Genomic DNA, 14770 nt, shown 5'->3' with positions numbered 1-14770 from the left:
AGCGCGCTATGGCGCGGGCAACTTCCCGAAAGGCTGGCATCATGGACCTTCGCAATATCGCGATCATCGCACACGTGGACCACGGCAAGACAACGCTCGTGGACGAACTGCTCAAGCAGTCCGGCACCTTCCGCGAGAACCAGGCGACAGCCGAGCGCGCCATGGACAGCAACGACCTCGAGCGCGAGCGTGGCATCACCATCCTCGCCAAGGCGACCTCGGTCGAGTGGAAAGGCACGCGCATCAACATCGTCGACACGCCCGGCCACGCCGATTTCGGCGGCGAGGTCGAGCGCATCCTCAGCATGGTCGACGGGGTCGTGTTGCTGGTCGACGCCGCCGAAGGACCGATGCCGCAGACCAAGTTCGTGACATCCAAGGCGCTTGCCCTTGGCCTGCGCCCCATCGTCGTCCTGAACAAGGTGGACAAGCCCGACGCCGAACCCGACCGGGCGCTCGACGAATGCTTCGATCTTTTTGCCAACCTGGGCGCCAAAGATGATCAACTCGATTTTCCGCACATGTACGCCTCGGGACGCAGCGGCTGGGCAGATGCCGAGCTCGACGGGCCGCGGAAGGACCTGTCGGCGCTCTTCGACCTGATCGTCGATCACGTCCCGGCCCCCACGCAGGTCGCACAGCGCGACGCGCCGTTCCGGATGCTTGCCACGACGCTCGGCGCCGATCCCTTCATGGGTCGCATCCTCACCGGCCGCGTCGAATCCGGCACGCTGAAAGTGGGCGAGACGGTCAAGGCCCTGTCGCGCAAGGGCGAGGCGCTCGAGAATTTCCGCGTGACCAAGATCCTCGCCTTCCGCGGCCTGACGCAGCAGCCCATCGACCTCGCCGAGGCGGGCGACATCGTCACGCTTGCCGGCATGTCGAAGGCGACCGTCGCCGACAGCATCGTGGCGCCGTCGGTGAACGAACCCCTGCCCGCCCAGCCGATCGACCCGCCGACCATCTCGGTCACCTTCGGCATCAACGACAGCCCGCTTGCCGGACGCGACGGCAAGAAGGTGCAGTCGCGCGTGATCCGCGACCGGCTGATGAAGGAGGCGGAATCGAACGTCGCCATCCGCATCGAGGACACGCCAGGAGGCGAGGCCTTCGTGGTCTCGGGCCGGGGCGAGTTGCAGATGGGCGTGCTCATCGAGAACATGCGCCGCGAGGGGTTCGAGCTGTCGATCTCGCGCCCCCGCGTGATCTTCCGCGACGAGGACGGCCAGACGCTGGAGCCGGTCGAAGAGGCCACCATCGACGTCGACGACGACTATTCCGGTGTCGTGATCGAAAAGATCACCGGGCCGCGCAAGGGCGAACTGGTCGAAATGAAACCCGCCGGCGCCGGCAAGACCCGCATCGTCGCACATGTGCCGTCGCGCGGGCTGATCGGTTATCACGGCGAGTTCCTGACCGATACGCGCGGCACCGGCGTGCTGAACCGGGTATTCCACGGCTGGACCCCGCACAAGGGACCCATCGAAGGCCGCCGGCAGGGTGCGCTGATCTCGATGGAGAACGGAGTTTCGGTCGCTTATGCGCTGTGGAACCTCGAAGAGCGCGGCAAGATGTTCATCGGCGCGCAGGAACAGGTCTACGAGGGCATGATCATCGGCGAGCACAGCCGGGACAACGATCTCGAGGTCAACCCGCTCAAGGGCAAGAAGCTGACCAACGTGCGGGCCTCGGGCACCGACGAGGCTGTGCGCCTGACGCCGCCCGTGACGCTGACGCTGGAACAGGCGATCGCCTATATCGACGACGACGAACTCGTCGAGGTCACACCGAACGCGATCCGGCTGCGCAAGCGCTACCTCGACCCGCACGAGCGCAAAAGGATGGCGAAAGCCTCCTGACGGTCAGAAACTGATCTCGTCGGTGACGGACAGGGTGCCGTCGCCGGACCGCTCGATCACCACGATCTCGCCCGAGCGCAACCTGCGTCCAGTCAGCGCCGTGATATTGACCTGGTGGGTGACGAGGATCGCGGTGTCGCTGTGCGGCAGGGCACGGATCAGCTCGAGCGTCTGCGCGGTCTGCGCCGCCCCCTGGTCACGGTGCGCGAAGAACGAATCGAGCGCCTTGCGGTCCTGCGGCGGGCCGACGTCGAGGAGCTTTGCGGTGTCGCGCGCGCGGCACCACCGGCTATTCCAGACATGGTCGAACCTGACCCCTGCCGCCCGAAAACGCTTGCCGATCTTGCTGGCCTGCGCCCGGCCTTCCGCGTCGAGGTTGCGCTGTGTGCTGCAATCATCGATCCGAAAGGTCTTGGGATCACCGGTCCCCGGCGCGAGCGCATGGCGCATCACGACAATCGTTCCGGGTTTCAGCAGGACAGCCAGATCCTGCGCCACGACGCCAATCGGGGCCACAAGCAGGATCAGGCAAAAGAGCAATCGCGCCGGCATGCAGCAGCACGTAGCCGCCCGCGCACCGGCGTCCAGTCGACAGATTACTCGCTGGTCTCGACGATCAGCAACTCGCGCTCGGACGCGCCGCGCGCATGGTTCAAGGCCGACTGATAGACATCTGAATTGTAACACCTTTCAGCGGATTCGACGTCCGGGAACCGGGCCACGACATTGCGGGGCCGTTCTTTGCCTTCCAGCTGCACGTACCGACCGCCACGCGCGATGAATTCACCGCCGTGCTCGGCAATGGCCTGCGTGGCGAGCTTGGCGTACTTGCCATAGGCCTCTTCGTCCGTGACCGTCACATGCGCGATCCAGAGTGCGCCCATCCTCTATCCTCCCAGTACCGCTTCGGCGGCCGCGATGGCCGCGTCGGCGTTCGCTGCGTCCTTGGCGCCGCCCTGGGCCATGTCCGCCCGGCCGCCGCCACCCTTTCCGCCCAGCTTCTCGACCGCCGCGCGCACGATGTCGATCGCCGACAGGCTTCCCGTAAGGTCCGGCGTCACCCCGGCGGCCACCGCCGCCTTGCCGTCGGCATCCGCGATCAGCAGCACCGCACCACTGCCGAGACGGGACTTGTACTCGTCCACCAGCGCCGGCAGATCCTTGCCCGAAACACCCGACAACACCTGCGCCATGAATGCCGTGCCGTTCACCTGCCGGGCCTCGGGGCCCTTGGTGCCGCCCGACATCGCCAGTTCGCGGCGCAGCTGCGCGACCTCGTTGGCCAGGCTGCGCCGTTCGTCGAGCAGCGCGCGCACGCGCTCAGGAACGTCCGCCCCTGAGGTCTTGAGCGCCTCGGCGGTGTCTTGCAGAACCCGCTCCTGCGCCCGCAGGTGCGCCAGCGCCGGCGTTCCGGTCAGCGCCTCGATTCGCCGCACCCCGGCGCTGCTGGCGCTGTCGCCAAGCAGCACGAAAGCTCCGATGTCTCCCGTCCGACGCACGTGCGTTCCCCCGCAGAGCTCGATCGAGTAGGTCGACTTGTCCGCCCCCTTGCCCGAGCGGTCCTTGTGTCCCATCGAGACCACACGGACCTCGTCGCCGTATTTCTCGCCGAAAAGCGCCTGCGCCCCGAGCGCACGGGCATCGTCGGGCGTCATGATGCGCGTCTCGACGGCAGCATTCTGGCGGATGAAACCGTTCACCTCGGCCTCGATCCCGTTCAGCTGTTCGCGCGTAACCGCCTGGTTGTGACTGAAGTCAAAGCGCAGCCTGTCCGGCGCGTTGAGCGAGCCGCGCTGCGCCACGTGGTCCCCGAGCGCCGCACGCAGGGCCTCGTGCAAGAGGTGCGTGGCCGAGTGATTGGCACGGATCGCCGTGCGACGGCCATGGTCCACGACCAGCTGAGCCGCCTCGCCGGTTGCGATCTCGCCATCGGTCACGGTTGCGAAATGGATGAAGACGCCCGCCGTCTTGCGGCAGTCGGTGATCTCGGCAAGGCCGTTCGGCGTGCGGATGGTGCCGGTGTCGCCGACCTGGCCGCCGGCCTCGGCGTAGAACGGTGTCTGGTTCAGCGCGATCTGCACCGTCTCTCCGGCCCCGGCCTGTTCCACCAGCGCACCGTCCTTCACGATGGCCGCGATCTGCCCTTCGGCTTCTTCTGTGTCGTAGCCGAGAAAATCGGTCGCACCGTGCTTGTCCGCGACGTCGAACCAGACGGTGGAGTCCGCCGCTTCGCCAGAGCCCGCCCAGGCCGCGCGCGCCTTGGCTTTTTGCTCGGCCATAGCCGCATCGAAGCCCTCGGTTTCGACAGCCCGGCCTTTTTCCCGCAGCGCGTCCTGGGTGAGATCGAGCGGGAATCCGTAGGTGTCGTAGAGCTTGAAGGCGGAGGCACCCGGCAGGTCGGCGCCCTCCGGCAATCCGGCGAGTTCGTCGTCGAGCAGCTTAAGGCCCCGGTCCAGCGTCTGGCGGAACCGGGTTTCTTCCTGCAGCAGGGTCTCGCGGATCATCGCCTCGCCCTGCCCCAGTTCCGGGTAGGCCGCGCCCATCTGGCGGACCAGCGCCGGGACCAGGCGATACATCAGCGGCTCTTTCGCACCCAGCAGGTGCGCATGGCGCATCGCGCGCCGCATGATCCGGCGCAGGACATAGCCGCGCCCGTCGTTCGAAGGCGTCACCCCGTCGGCGATCAGGAAAGAGGTCGAGCGCAGGTGATCCGCGATCACGCGATGGTGCGTCTTGCCCGGTCCGTCGGGGTCCGTGCTGGTCGCATCTGCCGAGGCCTCGATCAGACTGCGCATCAGATCGGTGGCGTAGTTGTCGTTGGTGCCCTGCAGCAGCGCCGCGACACGCTCGATCCCCATGCCGGTATCGATCGACTGGGCGTCGAGATCACGGCGCGTGCCGTCCTCGAACTGCTCGTATTGCATGAAGACGAGGTTCCAGATCTCGACGAAGCGGTCGCCGTCCTCCTCCGGGCTGCCCGGCGGGCCGCCCCAGATGTGGTCGCCGTGATCGTAGAAGATCTCGGTACAGGGGCCGCAGGGACCGGTCGGGCCCATCATCCAGAAGTTGTCGGCCGTCGCGATGCGGATGATCTTGTCGTCGGACAGCCCCGCGACCTTCTTCCAGATTTCTGCCGCCTCGTCGTCGGTGTGGTAGACCGTCACGCAGAGCCGGTCCTTGTCGATCCCCAGATCGCGGGTGATCAGCTCCCAGGCAAAGCGGATCGCGTCGTCCTTGAAATAGTCGCCGAAGCTGAAATTGCCCAGCATCTCGAAAAAGGTGTGATGCCGCGCGGTGTAGCCGACGTTGTCCAGATCGTTGTGCTTGCCCCCGGCCCGGACGCATTTCTGTGCCGTGGTCGCACGGCTGTAGTCGCGGGTCTCGACCCCGGTGAACAGGTTCTTGAACTGCACCATGCCCGAGTTGGTGAACATCAGTGTCGGGTCGTTCCGCGGGACCAGCGGGCTCGACGGCACCACCGCATGTCCCTGCCGCTCGAAATAGGACAGGAAGGTGGAGCGGATGTCGTTGAGCGTTTTCATTGCGCGGGGCCTTCGGGCGTGGGGTTTGGGTCTGAGGTGGAATAGCCCCCAGCGGTTCGGCTGTCCACAGCGCCTTGGCCCCGTGGCATGCGAAGATGGCGCGACGGCGCAAACGAAAACGGGGCGCGCCCTGCCGGCACGCCCCGTGTTTGGATCATTCGCCCGGCCCGCGGACGACCGGCCCGGTCAGGCCTCCAGGATGTCGTCGCTTTCCGCCTCCTCGAAGGGGGCGTGGAAGTCGAGCCCGTGGGCGGCGCGGATCTTGTCCTCAATGTCATAGGCGATCTTGGCATTGTCGCGCAGGAACTGCTTGGCGTTCTCGCGTCCCTGGCCGATGCGCTCGTCGCCGTAGGAGTACCAGGCGCCGGATTTCTCGACCACGCCGGCCAGCACGCCGAGATCCAGAAGCTCGCCGGTCTTCGAGATGCCTTCGCCGTACATGATGTCGAACTCGACCTGCTTGAACGGGGCCGCGACCTTGTTCTTTACGATCTTCACGCGGGTCTGGTTGCCCACCACTTCGTCGCGGTCCTTGATCGAACCGATGCGGCGAATGTCGAGCCGCACGGACGAGTAGAACTTGAGCGCGTTGCCGCCCGTGGTGGTTTCTGGGGAGCCGAACATCACGCCGATCTTCATGCGGATCTGGTTGATGAAGATCACCATGCAATTCGAGCGGCTGATCGAGCCGGTCAGCTTGCGCATCGCCTGGCTCATCAGGCGGGCCTGCACGCCGACCGAGCTGTCGCCCATATCGCCTTCGAGTTCGGACTTCGGGGTCAGGGCAGCGACCGAATCGACCACGACCATGTTCACGGCACCCGAGCGCACCAGCGTGTCGGTAATCTCGAGGGCCTGTTCGCCGGTGTCGGGTTGCGAAATCAGCAGTTCGTCGATATCGACGCCCAGCTTGCGCGCGTAGCTCGGATCGAGCGCGTGTTCGGCGTCGACGAAGGCGCAGACGCCGCCCGCCTTCTGCTGCTCGGCCACGCAATGCAGAGTCAGCGTGGTCTTGCCCGAGCTTTCCGGCCCGTAGATCTCGACGATGCGGCCCATCGGCAGCCCGCCGATGCCCAGCGCGATGTCGAGGCCGAGCGAACCGGTCGAGCTTGCCTTGATGTCCTGAACGGCGCCCTCGGCGCCGAGTTTCATGATCGAACCCTTGCCGAACTGACGCTCGATCTGCGCCAGCGCCGAGTCAAGCGCCTTCTGCCGGTCCGCTGATTTCTTGTTGTTCATGCTCAAAAGATCTGCCGTTGCCATGCCGTTTCCTCTTACTGTCATATTCGGGGGGTGGCGGCAATCGAACCGGCACCCGTGACGCAGGATGTTCTCATTGTGTTCCTTATGAGATCAAATGGAGAACATTTCAATCGAATTCTCGCAAAGCCAGACTGGCGCAAGGTGAGTTAAGGTCTGGTTGACGCGCAGCGGATTTCGCTTCGCCCGCTGGATCGCCAGACCTGCGGAATCGCGTGCCGATGCGCTTCGGAGCGTTTGGCGGTTGCGCGTGAGCAATTGCAAATGGCCGCAGCCCGGAGCCGCGCGAACCGTTTCGCGAAGCGTTGGCGACCCTCCGGCTTCGGTGTGGCGGTGGATACACCGCGCGCATGGCTGCGGGGCGGACCGCCGCAGGCTGCTTTCAAGCGCGTTCTTTCGGATGCGAACTTTGTCGAAGTCCGCCCTGCATCCGCGCGGGTCACGAATAGCCCGAATGAACCTTGCTGCCCGACAAAAACCACGGCGAGATGCGTCCCGCGCCAGTTGGATCTGTCCGCGAAATCCTCGTCCCGCCGCCGGATGCCACGAACATCGCCGTGCATCTGGGCGCGCGGATAGGCATCGCAGGTTGTCGGGCGGTGACTTTCGCGAAGCGCGGGGTAGCCGCTCAGCCGAAACGTCCGAGGCGCAAGCACGGGAGATGGCGGCGCTTGCCCGTTGCACGCCGCGTCGACGTCAGTGCAGCTGGCGGTGCACCGTTTCGGTGAGATCATTCAACGAGAACGGTTTCGGCAGGAAAACCGAGTTCGGGATCTTCACTTGCGTCTCGCCAAAACTGTCCTCGGCATAACCCGAGACGAAGACGACCCGCACGCCGGGGCGGTCCTTGAGCGCCTCGCGGACCCAGCTCGGCCCGTCCATCCCCGGCATCACCACATCCGTCACGAAGACGTCGATGCTGAGCGAGCGGTCCTCGAGCGTCTTGAGCGCGGCTTCGGCGGAATCGGCCTCAAGCACCGTGTAGCCGCGCAGGCGCAGCGCGCGGCTGGCGAAGGCGCGGACCGGGGCTTCGTCCTCGACCAGCAGGATCACCCCGTCGCGGTGTTTCGGTCCCGGTTTCGGCAGGGCGGCCGGCGGCGCGGACCGCTCGGTCTCGGTTTCCTCGAGCACCGGGAAGTAGAGCGTGAAGCAAGTTCCGCTGCCGACGGTGCTGTCCACGAAGATGTAGCCGCCGGTCTGCTTGACGATGCCGTAGGCGGTGGAAAGCCCCAGCCCGGTGCCCTCGCCCGTGCGCTTGGTGGTGAAGAACGGCTCGAACACCTTCTGCAGCTTGTCCTGCGCGATGCCGACGCCCTCGTCCGAGACCGTCACCGTCACGTAGCGCCCCGGCGGGACGCTGGCGCGGTCGCGCTCCAGCGGCTCGGTCAGTGTCGCCGCCTCGGTCACGATGCGGATCTCCCCGCCCTGCTGCATGGCGTCGCGCGCGTTCACGACGAGGTTCATCATGACCTGTTCGAGCTGCCGCTTGTCAGCCCGGATCGACGGGAGCACCGGTTCATGGCTGAGCGTGAGCGTGATCTTCTCGCCCACGAGCCGGTTCAGCAGGTGGGTCAGGTCCGACAGCGTGTCGCGCATGTCCAGCGTCTCGGGCCGCAGAGTCTGCTTGCGCGAGAAGGCCAGCAACTGGCCGACGAGGGCCGCGGCGCGATTGGCGTTCTGGTTGATCTGCACGAGGTCGCTGTAGTCGGGATCGCCCTGGTCGTGGCGCAGCAGCAGCAGGTCGCAATGCCCCGAAATCGCGGTCAGCAGGTTGTTGAAATCATGCGCGACGCCGCCCGCAAGCTGGCCGATGGCCTGCATCTTCTGGCTTTGCACGAACTGCGCCTCGAGCGTTTTGAGCGCGGTCGCGTCGTGCAACACGACGATCAGCGCCGGCGCGCCCTCGTCGCTGACGCGGTTCAGCGTCACCTTGACGAAAACCTCCCGGTCCGCGCGCTTGAGTCGCAGGAATTCCGAGTGCTGCACCAGACGCCCCGAGATCGCCTCACCCAGCCAGTCTGTCATCGACCGGCCCAGCCCCTCCATCAGCTCCGACAACGGGACACCGTCGGACAGCGATGTGCCGATCAGGGTCTCGGCCATCCGGTTGAAGGCCTGCACCTCTCCGTCCGTGCCGACCTTCAGAAGCGGAACGGGAAGGTGCATGAAGACGTTCCAGCCCTCCCGCGAGACGCTTTCGCCCTCGGGCGGCGGCAACAGGTACAAGGCCCGGCGCCCGGCGCCGGCATCGACTTCGGCGATCAGCACCCGCGACTTGCCCTCGGGTCCTGACAGATCGCAGACCATACCGCCCGATATCTCCGGCTCGACGAACAGGCGGTCCAGCGATTTGACCCGGCCGCCGGCCAGTTGCCGGGCGGCTTCGTTCATGTAGAGCACCGCCCCTGTGCGGCCGGTCATCAGCATCGGCAAAGCGGGCCCGTCAGAGGGTTGCGCAGCCCCGCCCATCTCCTCGACGCGCCAGAGATAGGCGTCGGAGGCCACACGGTTCACCGAAAGGCGCACCTGGCCGCGCCGGGTGATCATGTCCTCGTGCGCAAAGCCGTCCTTGTCGGCCAGGGTCTGCATGCGAAAGACGGTACCGCCCGGGTTGGCCAGGCTCTTGCCGAGCGCGCCGGACAGAGTCTCGCAGAGCTCGTCGCCGAAACGCGTCCTTGCAGCGGCGTTGACCGCCTGCACCGCGCCGTCGGCACCTGCGAGGATGGTTGGCGCGCCGTCGTTCGCGATGAGCCCGGAGACCGATCGCAGGGTCTTGCCCCGTCGCCTACGGCTTAGTAGCGCCAGGCCCGACATCAGGGCGGCGAAGAGAGCGACCGCCACGGCGGCGGCAAACAGCCCACGCTCCGCAATCGCCACGGGGGCTACAAGACCGGCACCGGCGATGGCGCCGGCAACAATCAGGAGCGTGCCGATGCGTGCTTCAACGGTCTCGGCAAATCGGATCAGTCCAGGCGATGTCATGGCGCCACGCGGCACATTCACGCTCCCTGCTTGTTCGAATCACGCTCCATTTACATGCGGGTCGGGTTAAACCGGGTTTAACCAGCTTCGGACACTGCTTCCGGTTGAGTATGGCGGAGGTTACTCTTGCGTCAAGTGAGCCGCGAAAAAGCCGTCGCCGTGCGTATCGGGCAGGAAACGCCGCCTATGGGTCAGACGCCACTCCGGATGATCCGTCAGGAAGGCCGCGATCCGGTCGTCATTCTCGCAGGCCAGAACCGAGCAGGTGACATAGACCAGCCGGCCCGCGGGCCCGACGAGCGTTGCCGCGCGGCGCAGGATCTCGTCCTGGACCGCGTTGAGCTCGGCCAGTCGCTCCGGAGTGAGCGTCCACTTGCCCTCCGGCGCGCGACGCCAGGACCCGCTGCCCGAACAGGGCGCGTCGCACAGCACGAGGTCGAACGGGGCAAGCCCGTCGAGATCGCCGCCCGTGACTTCACGCACCGGCGTCCGGGCACGGACGGCCCGCGGTGCGAGATCCTTCATGCGGCCGGGATCGGCGTCATGGGCGAAGACCTCGCGCGTGGCGTCCATTGCGAGGGCAAGCGACTTGCCGCCGCCCCCGGCGCAATAGTCGAGAACGCGACCGCCGGGCGGCAGATCGGCCACGACAGCCTGCGACGCGGCATCCTGCAACTCGACGAGGCCATCGGTGTAGACGTGCGAATTGCGCAGCTTTCGAGCCCCCGACATCACCGTGAGCGCGGCCGAGGCAAGCGGGTTGGGCCGGGTGTCGATCTCTTCGCCGGCAAGCAGGTCGCGCGCGGCATCTCGCGCGATCCTGCGCGTGTTGACCCGCAGGCTGACCGGGGCGCGCGACTGCAAAGCGAGCACGACGTCTTCGGCATCCGGTCCCAGCGCACGGGCGAACTCCGGCATCAGCCAGTCCGGCAGGTTCCACGCCGCGCCTTGCGACAACTCGGGATCGGGTGGGAGCTCGCCGGCCGCGAGCGCCGCCGGCGCATGGCCTTGCCCCGTGAACACCTCGGAAAGGGCGACGTCATCGAGCCGCAACAGGCCCAGCATCAGGGCGCGCCCGGTGTCGTCACCCCCGTAAGCCGCCGCCGCGCGTCTGCGGCGCAGCACGTCGAAGACATGGTCCCGCACCGCGGCGCGATCCTTGGATCCGGCGAAGCGGCTGCGCCGCGCCCAGCGCGTCAGCGCCTGCTCGGCGGCGACACCTGTGCGCATGTCGTCCAGCACCTCGATCGCGGCCTGGACCCGCGCCGCCGGGGTCACGTGCCGGGCAGCCGGCAGAATGCGCCTGTCCGCACCATCAGCCGACCCGGTAGTTCGGGCTTTCGCGGGTGATCTGAACGTCGTGCACGTGGCTTTCCTTGAGTCCCGCACCCGTGATCTTCACGAACTGGCAGCGCGTGCGCATCTCGTCGACGGTGGCGCAGCCGGTATAGCCCATCGCCGCGCGCAGGCCGCCGACCAGCTGGTGGATCACCGCGCCCGCCGAGCCCTTGTAGGGCACCTGCCCCTCGATCCCTTCCGGCACCAGCTTGTCCGAGGCCGCGTCCTTCTGGAAGTAGCGGTCGGCCGAGCCGCGCGCCATGGCACCGAGGCTGCCCATTCCGCGGTAGGATTTGAAGCTGCGGCCCTGGTAGAGGATGACCTCGCCCGGGCTTTCGTCGGTCCCGGCGATCATCGAGCCGACCATCGCGCAGGAAGCCCCGGCGGCGATCGCTTTGGCGAAGTCGCCGGAAAACTTGATGCCGCCATCGGCGATCACCGGCACGTCGCCGGCGGCGGCGGCGCAATCCATGATCGCGGTGAGTTGCGGCATGCCGACACCGGCGACCATGCGCGTGGTGCAGATCGAGCCCGGGCCGATGCCGACCTTGACGGCATCCGCGCCGGCGTCGATCAGCGCCTGCGTGGCAGCACCCGTGGCGACGTTGCCGGCGACGATCTGGACTTCGTTCGAGAGCGACTTGGCGCGGCGCACGGCAGCGGCCACGCCTTCGGAATGGCCATGGGCGGTGTCGATCACGATCATGTCGACGCCGGCATCGACCAGCGCCTCGGAACGCTCGAAGCCCGCGTCGCCCACCGTCGTGGCGGCAGCCACGCGCAGCCGGCCGAGCCGGTCCTTGCAGGCGGTCGGGTTGAGCACGGCCTGCTCGGTGTCCTTGAGCGTCAGAAGTCCGGTGAGCTTTCCCTCTGCGTCCGTGACAAGCAGCTTCTCGATCCGGCGCGCCTTCATCAGGCTGATCGCCTCCTCGCGGTCGGCGGGTTCGTGCAGGATGGCGAGCCGGTCCGAGGTCATCATCACCGAGACCGGCGTCTTGTCGTCGCTGGCAAAGCGCATGTCGCGGTTGGTCACGATGCCGACCACCCGGCCCACCGCGTCGACCACCGGAAAACCGGTGACGTTGTAGCGTTCCTGCAGCGCCTTGGCATCGGCCAGCGTCTGGTCGGGCCGCAGGGTGACCGGATTGTAGACGATACCGCTTTCGAAGCGCTTGACGCGGCGGATCTGCTCGGCCTGTTCGGCAATGCCGAGGTTGCGATGCACCACGCCCATGCCACCGGCCTGAGCCATGGCGATGGCCATGCGGCTTTCGGTGACCGTGTCCATGGCGGAGCTGAGCAGCGGGATGTTGAGCGCGATGGCGCGGGTCACGCGGGTGCGCGTGTCCGCCGTCGAGGGCAGGACCGCGGAGGCCGCAGGAACCAAGAGCACGTCGTCGAAAGTAAGGGCCTCACGAATCTCCATCGGTACCTCGCTGGGGACATTCATTTGGCGGTTTCCTATCTCACGGGCGCGCGGAAATGGAAAGGGGCAAGCCGGGCGCGGTGCTTGGGCGTTGGCGCGCGGCAACGTCCCGGGTCGGGGGCGCTGCCCCCGGCGCGCGTGGCGCGCCTCCCCCGGGATATTTGCCAACCAGAGAGGCACGCCCGGCCGGGACGTAGTCGCGGATCCGCGCGAGAGCGGCGGGAAGCGACTTTCGCTTGGCTTCCGGGGCGTTATGGTGCAGGGAACCAGCCGAAGACCCTGCCCGCACGGTATCCATGAGCACCGATCCTCTCGTCCTCTTCACCCCCTCCGGCAAGCGCGGACGGTTTCCTGTCGGTACCCCGGTCCTGACCGCGGCGCGCCAGCTCGGTGTCGATCTCGACTCGGTCTGCGGCGGGCGCGGCATCTGTTCGAAGTGCCAGGTGAGCCCCGGCTACGGCACCTTTTCGAAACATGGAATCACCGTGGCCGAGAACGCGCTGTCGCCCTGGAACGCCGTCGAGCAGCGTTACAAGGACAAGCGCGGGATGCTGGACGGCCGGCGGCTGGGCTGCCAGGCCACGGTGCAGGGCGACGTGGTAATCGACGTACCGCCCGAGAGCCAGGTCCACAAGCAGGTCGTGCGCAAGCGCGCCGAAGCGCGCCAGATCGTGCTCGATCCCTCGACCAAGCTCTACTACGTCGAGGTGGCCGAGCCGGACATGCACGACCCCACCGGCGACATGGAGCGCCTGCGCGACGCGTTGCAGGAACAGTGGGGCCTGGAGAAGGTGGTCGCCGACCTGCATATCCTGCACGAGATGCAGCCAGTGCTGCGCAAGGGTCAGTGGAAGGTCACCGTCGCGATCCATCTCGGCGACCAGGAGAACCCGCCGCGGATCATGCATATCTGGCCCGGTTACCACGAGGGTCACGTCTATGGGCTGGCGGTCGATCTCGGCTCGACCACCATCGCCGCGCACCTGTGCGACCTCTCGACCGGGGAGGTTCTGGCCTCGTCTGGCGTGATGAATCCGCAGATCCGGTTCGGCGAGGACCTGATGAGCCGGGTCAGCTATTCGATGATGAACCCAGGAGGGGCGGCGGAGATGACCCGCGCCGTGCGCGCGGGCATGCGCGCCCTCTTTGCCCAGATCTGCGAGGAGGCGGGCGTCGACCGGCAACTCGTCGTGGACGCGGTGTTCGTGTGCAACCCGGTAATGCATCACCTCTTTCTCGGCATCGACCCTTACGAGCTTGGCCAAGCGCCTTTCGCGCTGGCCACGAACTCGGCCCTGCGCCTGCGCGCCGATGACGTGGAGCTCAACATCCATCCTTCGGCGCGGGTTTACGTGCTGCCCTGCATCGCCGGGCATGTCGGTGCCGATGCGGCCGCCGTCGCGCTGTCCGAAGCGCCGGAGAAATCCGAGGACCTCGTACTGGTCGTCGACGTTGGAACCAACGCCGAAATCCTGCTCGGCAACCGCGAGAAAGTGCTGGCCTGTTCCTCGCCCACTGGTCCCGCCTTCGAAGGCGCGCAGATCAGCTCGGGCCAGCGCGCCGCCCCGGGGGCCATCGAGCGGGTCGAGATCGATCCTGTGACCAAGGTGCCGCGCTTTCGCGTCATCGGCTGCGATCTGTGGTCGGACGAGGGGGGCTTTGCCGAGGCCACGGCCGCGACCGGGATCACCGGAATCTGCGGCTCCGGCATAATCGAGATGGTGGCCGAGATGCGGCTCAACGGCATCGTCGATGCCGCCGGGCTGATCGGCGGGCCGGACCAGACCGGGACCGACCTGTGCTTTGCCGACGGGCGCACCTTCAGCTACCTGGTGCATGACTCCACTCAATCGGGCGGTCCGCGCATCACCGTGACCAACCGCGACATCCGCGAGATCCAGATGGCCAAGGCGGCGCTTTACTCCGGCGCGCGCCTGCTGATGGACAAGTTCGGCGTCGACACCGTCGACCGCATCGTTCTGGCGGGCGCCTTCGGGGCGCATATCAGCCCGAAACACGCAATGATCCTGGGCATGATCCCGGACGCCCCGCTCGACAAGGTGACCTCGGCCGGCAACGCCGCCGGCACCGGCGCGCGGATCGCGCTGCTCAACACCGGGGCAAGGGCCGAGATCGAGGCGACCGTGAAGGCGATCCACAAGGTCGAGACCGCCATCGAGCCGCGGTTTCAGGAGCATTTCGTGAACGCGTCGGCAATGCCCAATGCCGTCGACCCGTTCCCGATCCTGAAATCCATCGTCACCCTGCCCGCGGTCATTTTCAACACCGGCGGCGGAGACGGGGGCGGGCGGCGCAGGCGGCGCGGCTGAGGACGTCCGGCCGGAACGCTAGACGCGTATCGC

9 protein-coding genes are annotated in these 14770 nt (G+C 66.8%); 2 read left to right on the top strand and 7 right to left on the bottom strand.

What is annotated here, in order from left to right; translation table 11 throughout:
• Window positions 1-41: 41 nt before the first annotated feature.
• Window positions 42-1859, top strand: coding sequence for a translational GTPase TypA (gene typA / locus R5H30_RS07600; protein ID WP_318327541.1), 1818 nt, complete (start codon window positions 42-44; stop codon window positions 1857-1859).
• Between the two features lie 3 nt (window positions 1860-1862).
• On the opposite strand, the gene R5H30_RS07595 is transcribed toward typA, so the two are convergent.
• From R5H30_RS07595 to guaB, 7 genes are all read right to left on the bottom strand, one after another.
• Window positions 1863-2411: a histidine phosphatase family protein gene (locus tag R5H30_RS07595; protein WP_318327539.1), complete on the bottom strand. Its 549-nt coding sequence runs from the start codon at window positions 2409-2411 to the stop codon at window positions 1863-1865.
• A 44-nt stretch (window positions 2412-2455) separates the two neighbouring features.
• Window positions 2456-2743 carry a DUF1330 domain-containing protein gene (locus R5H30_RS07590; protein WP_318327537.1) on the bottom strand — a complete coding sequence of 96 codons (288 nt, stop codon included), beginning with the start codon at window positions 2741-2743 and terminating at the stop codon, window positions 2456-2458.
• A 3-nt stretch (window positions 2744-2746) separates the two neighbouring features.
• Window positions 2747-5401: an alanine--tRNA ligase gene (alaS, locus tag R5H30_RS07585; RefSeq protein WP_318327536.1), complete on the bottom strand. Its 2655-nt coding sequence runs from the start codon at window positions 5399-5401 to the stop codon at window positions 2747-2749.
• A gap of 186 nt (window positions 5402-5587) precedes the next feature.
• Window positions 5588-6664 (bottom strand): recombinase RecA, encoded by a 1077-nt coding sequence (recA, locus tag R5H30_RS07580; RefSeq protein WP_318327535.1) that lies wholly within the window; start codon window positions 6662-6664, stop codon window positions 5588-5590.
• A gap of 693 nt (window positions 6665-7357) precedes the next feature.
• Complete coding sequence (locus R5H30_RS07575) at window positions 7358-9643, bottom strand: hybrid sensor histidine kinase/response regulator (RefSeq protein ID WP_318327533.1); 2286 nt, start codon at window positions 9641-9643, stop codon at window positions 7358-7360.
• A gap of 120 nt (window positions 9644-9763) precedes the next feature.
• Complete coding sequence (locus R5H30_RS07570) at window positions 9764-10921, bottom strand: RsmB/NOP family class I SAM-dependent RNA methyltransferase (RefSeq protein ID WP_318327531.1); 1158 nt, start codon at window positions 10919-10921, stop codon at window positions 9764-9766.
• 37 nt (window positions 10922-10958) lie between these two features.
• Window positions 10959-12407, bottom strand: coding sequence for an IMP dehydrogenase (gene guaB / locus R5H30_RS07565; protein WP_318327742.1), 1449 nt, complete (start codon window positions 12405-12407; stop codon window positions 10959-10961).
• Window positions 12408-12703: 296 nt separating this feature from the next.
• Here guaB and R5H30_RS07560 point away from each other — a divergent pair, with 296 nt between their 5' ends.
• Entirely contained in the window at window positions 12704-14737 is a 2034-nt protein-coding gene (locus R5H30_RS07560) for an ASKHA domain-containing protein (RefSeq protein WP_318327529.1), read from the top strand.
• The last annotated feature ends 33 nt before the right edge of the window (window positions 14738-14770 follow it).

This window comes from Roseobacter sp. FCG-D35, from assembly GCF_033436665.1.
GTDB lineage: Bacteria > Pseudomonadota > Alphaproteobacteria > Rhodobacterales > Rhodobacteraceae > JAWQFO01.
The sequence above is the reverse complement of the archived record's forward strand: the minus strand, read 5'-3'. Positions and strand labels throughout refer to the sequence as shown.

What these genes read in the sequence shown, in the direction of transcription:
- R5H30_RS07590 (WP_318327537.1), bottom strand. Translation starts at nt 2,743, where the DNA reads ATGGGCGCACTCTGGATCGCGCATGTGACGGTCACGGACGAAGAGGCC.
- alaS (WP_318327536.1), bottom strand. Translation starts at nt 5,401, where the DNA reads ATGAAAACGCTCAACGACATCCGCTCCACCTTCCTGTCCTATTTCGAG.
- R5H30_RS07575 (WP_318327533.1), bottom strand. Translation starts at nt 9,643, where the DNA reads ATGACATCGCCTGGACTGATCCGATTTGCCGAGACCGTTGAAGCACGC.
- typA (WP_318327541.1), top strand. Translation starts at nt 42, where the DNA reads ATGGACCTTCGCAATATCGCGATCATCGCACACGTGGACCACGGCAAG.
- recA (WP_318327535.1), bottom strand. Translation starts at nt 6,664, where the DNA reads ATGGCAACGGCAGATCTTTTGAGCATGAACAACAAGAAATCAGCGGAC.
- R5H30_RS07595 (WP_318327539.1), bottom strand. Translation starts at nt 2,411, where the DNA reads ATGCCGGCGCGATTGCTCTTTTGCCTGATCCTGCTTGTGGCCCCGATT.
- R5H30_RS07560 (WP_318327529.1), top strand. Translation starts at nt 12,704, where the DNA reads ATGAGCACCGATCCTCTCGTCCTCTTCACCCCCTCCGGCAAGCGCGGA.
- guaB (WP_318327742.1), bottom strand. Translation starts at nt 12,407, where the DNA reads ATGGAGATTCGTGAGGCCCTTACTTTCGACGACGTGCTCTTGGTTCCT.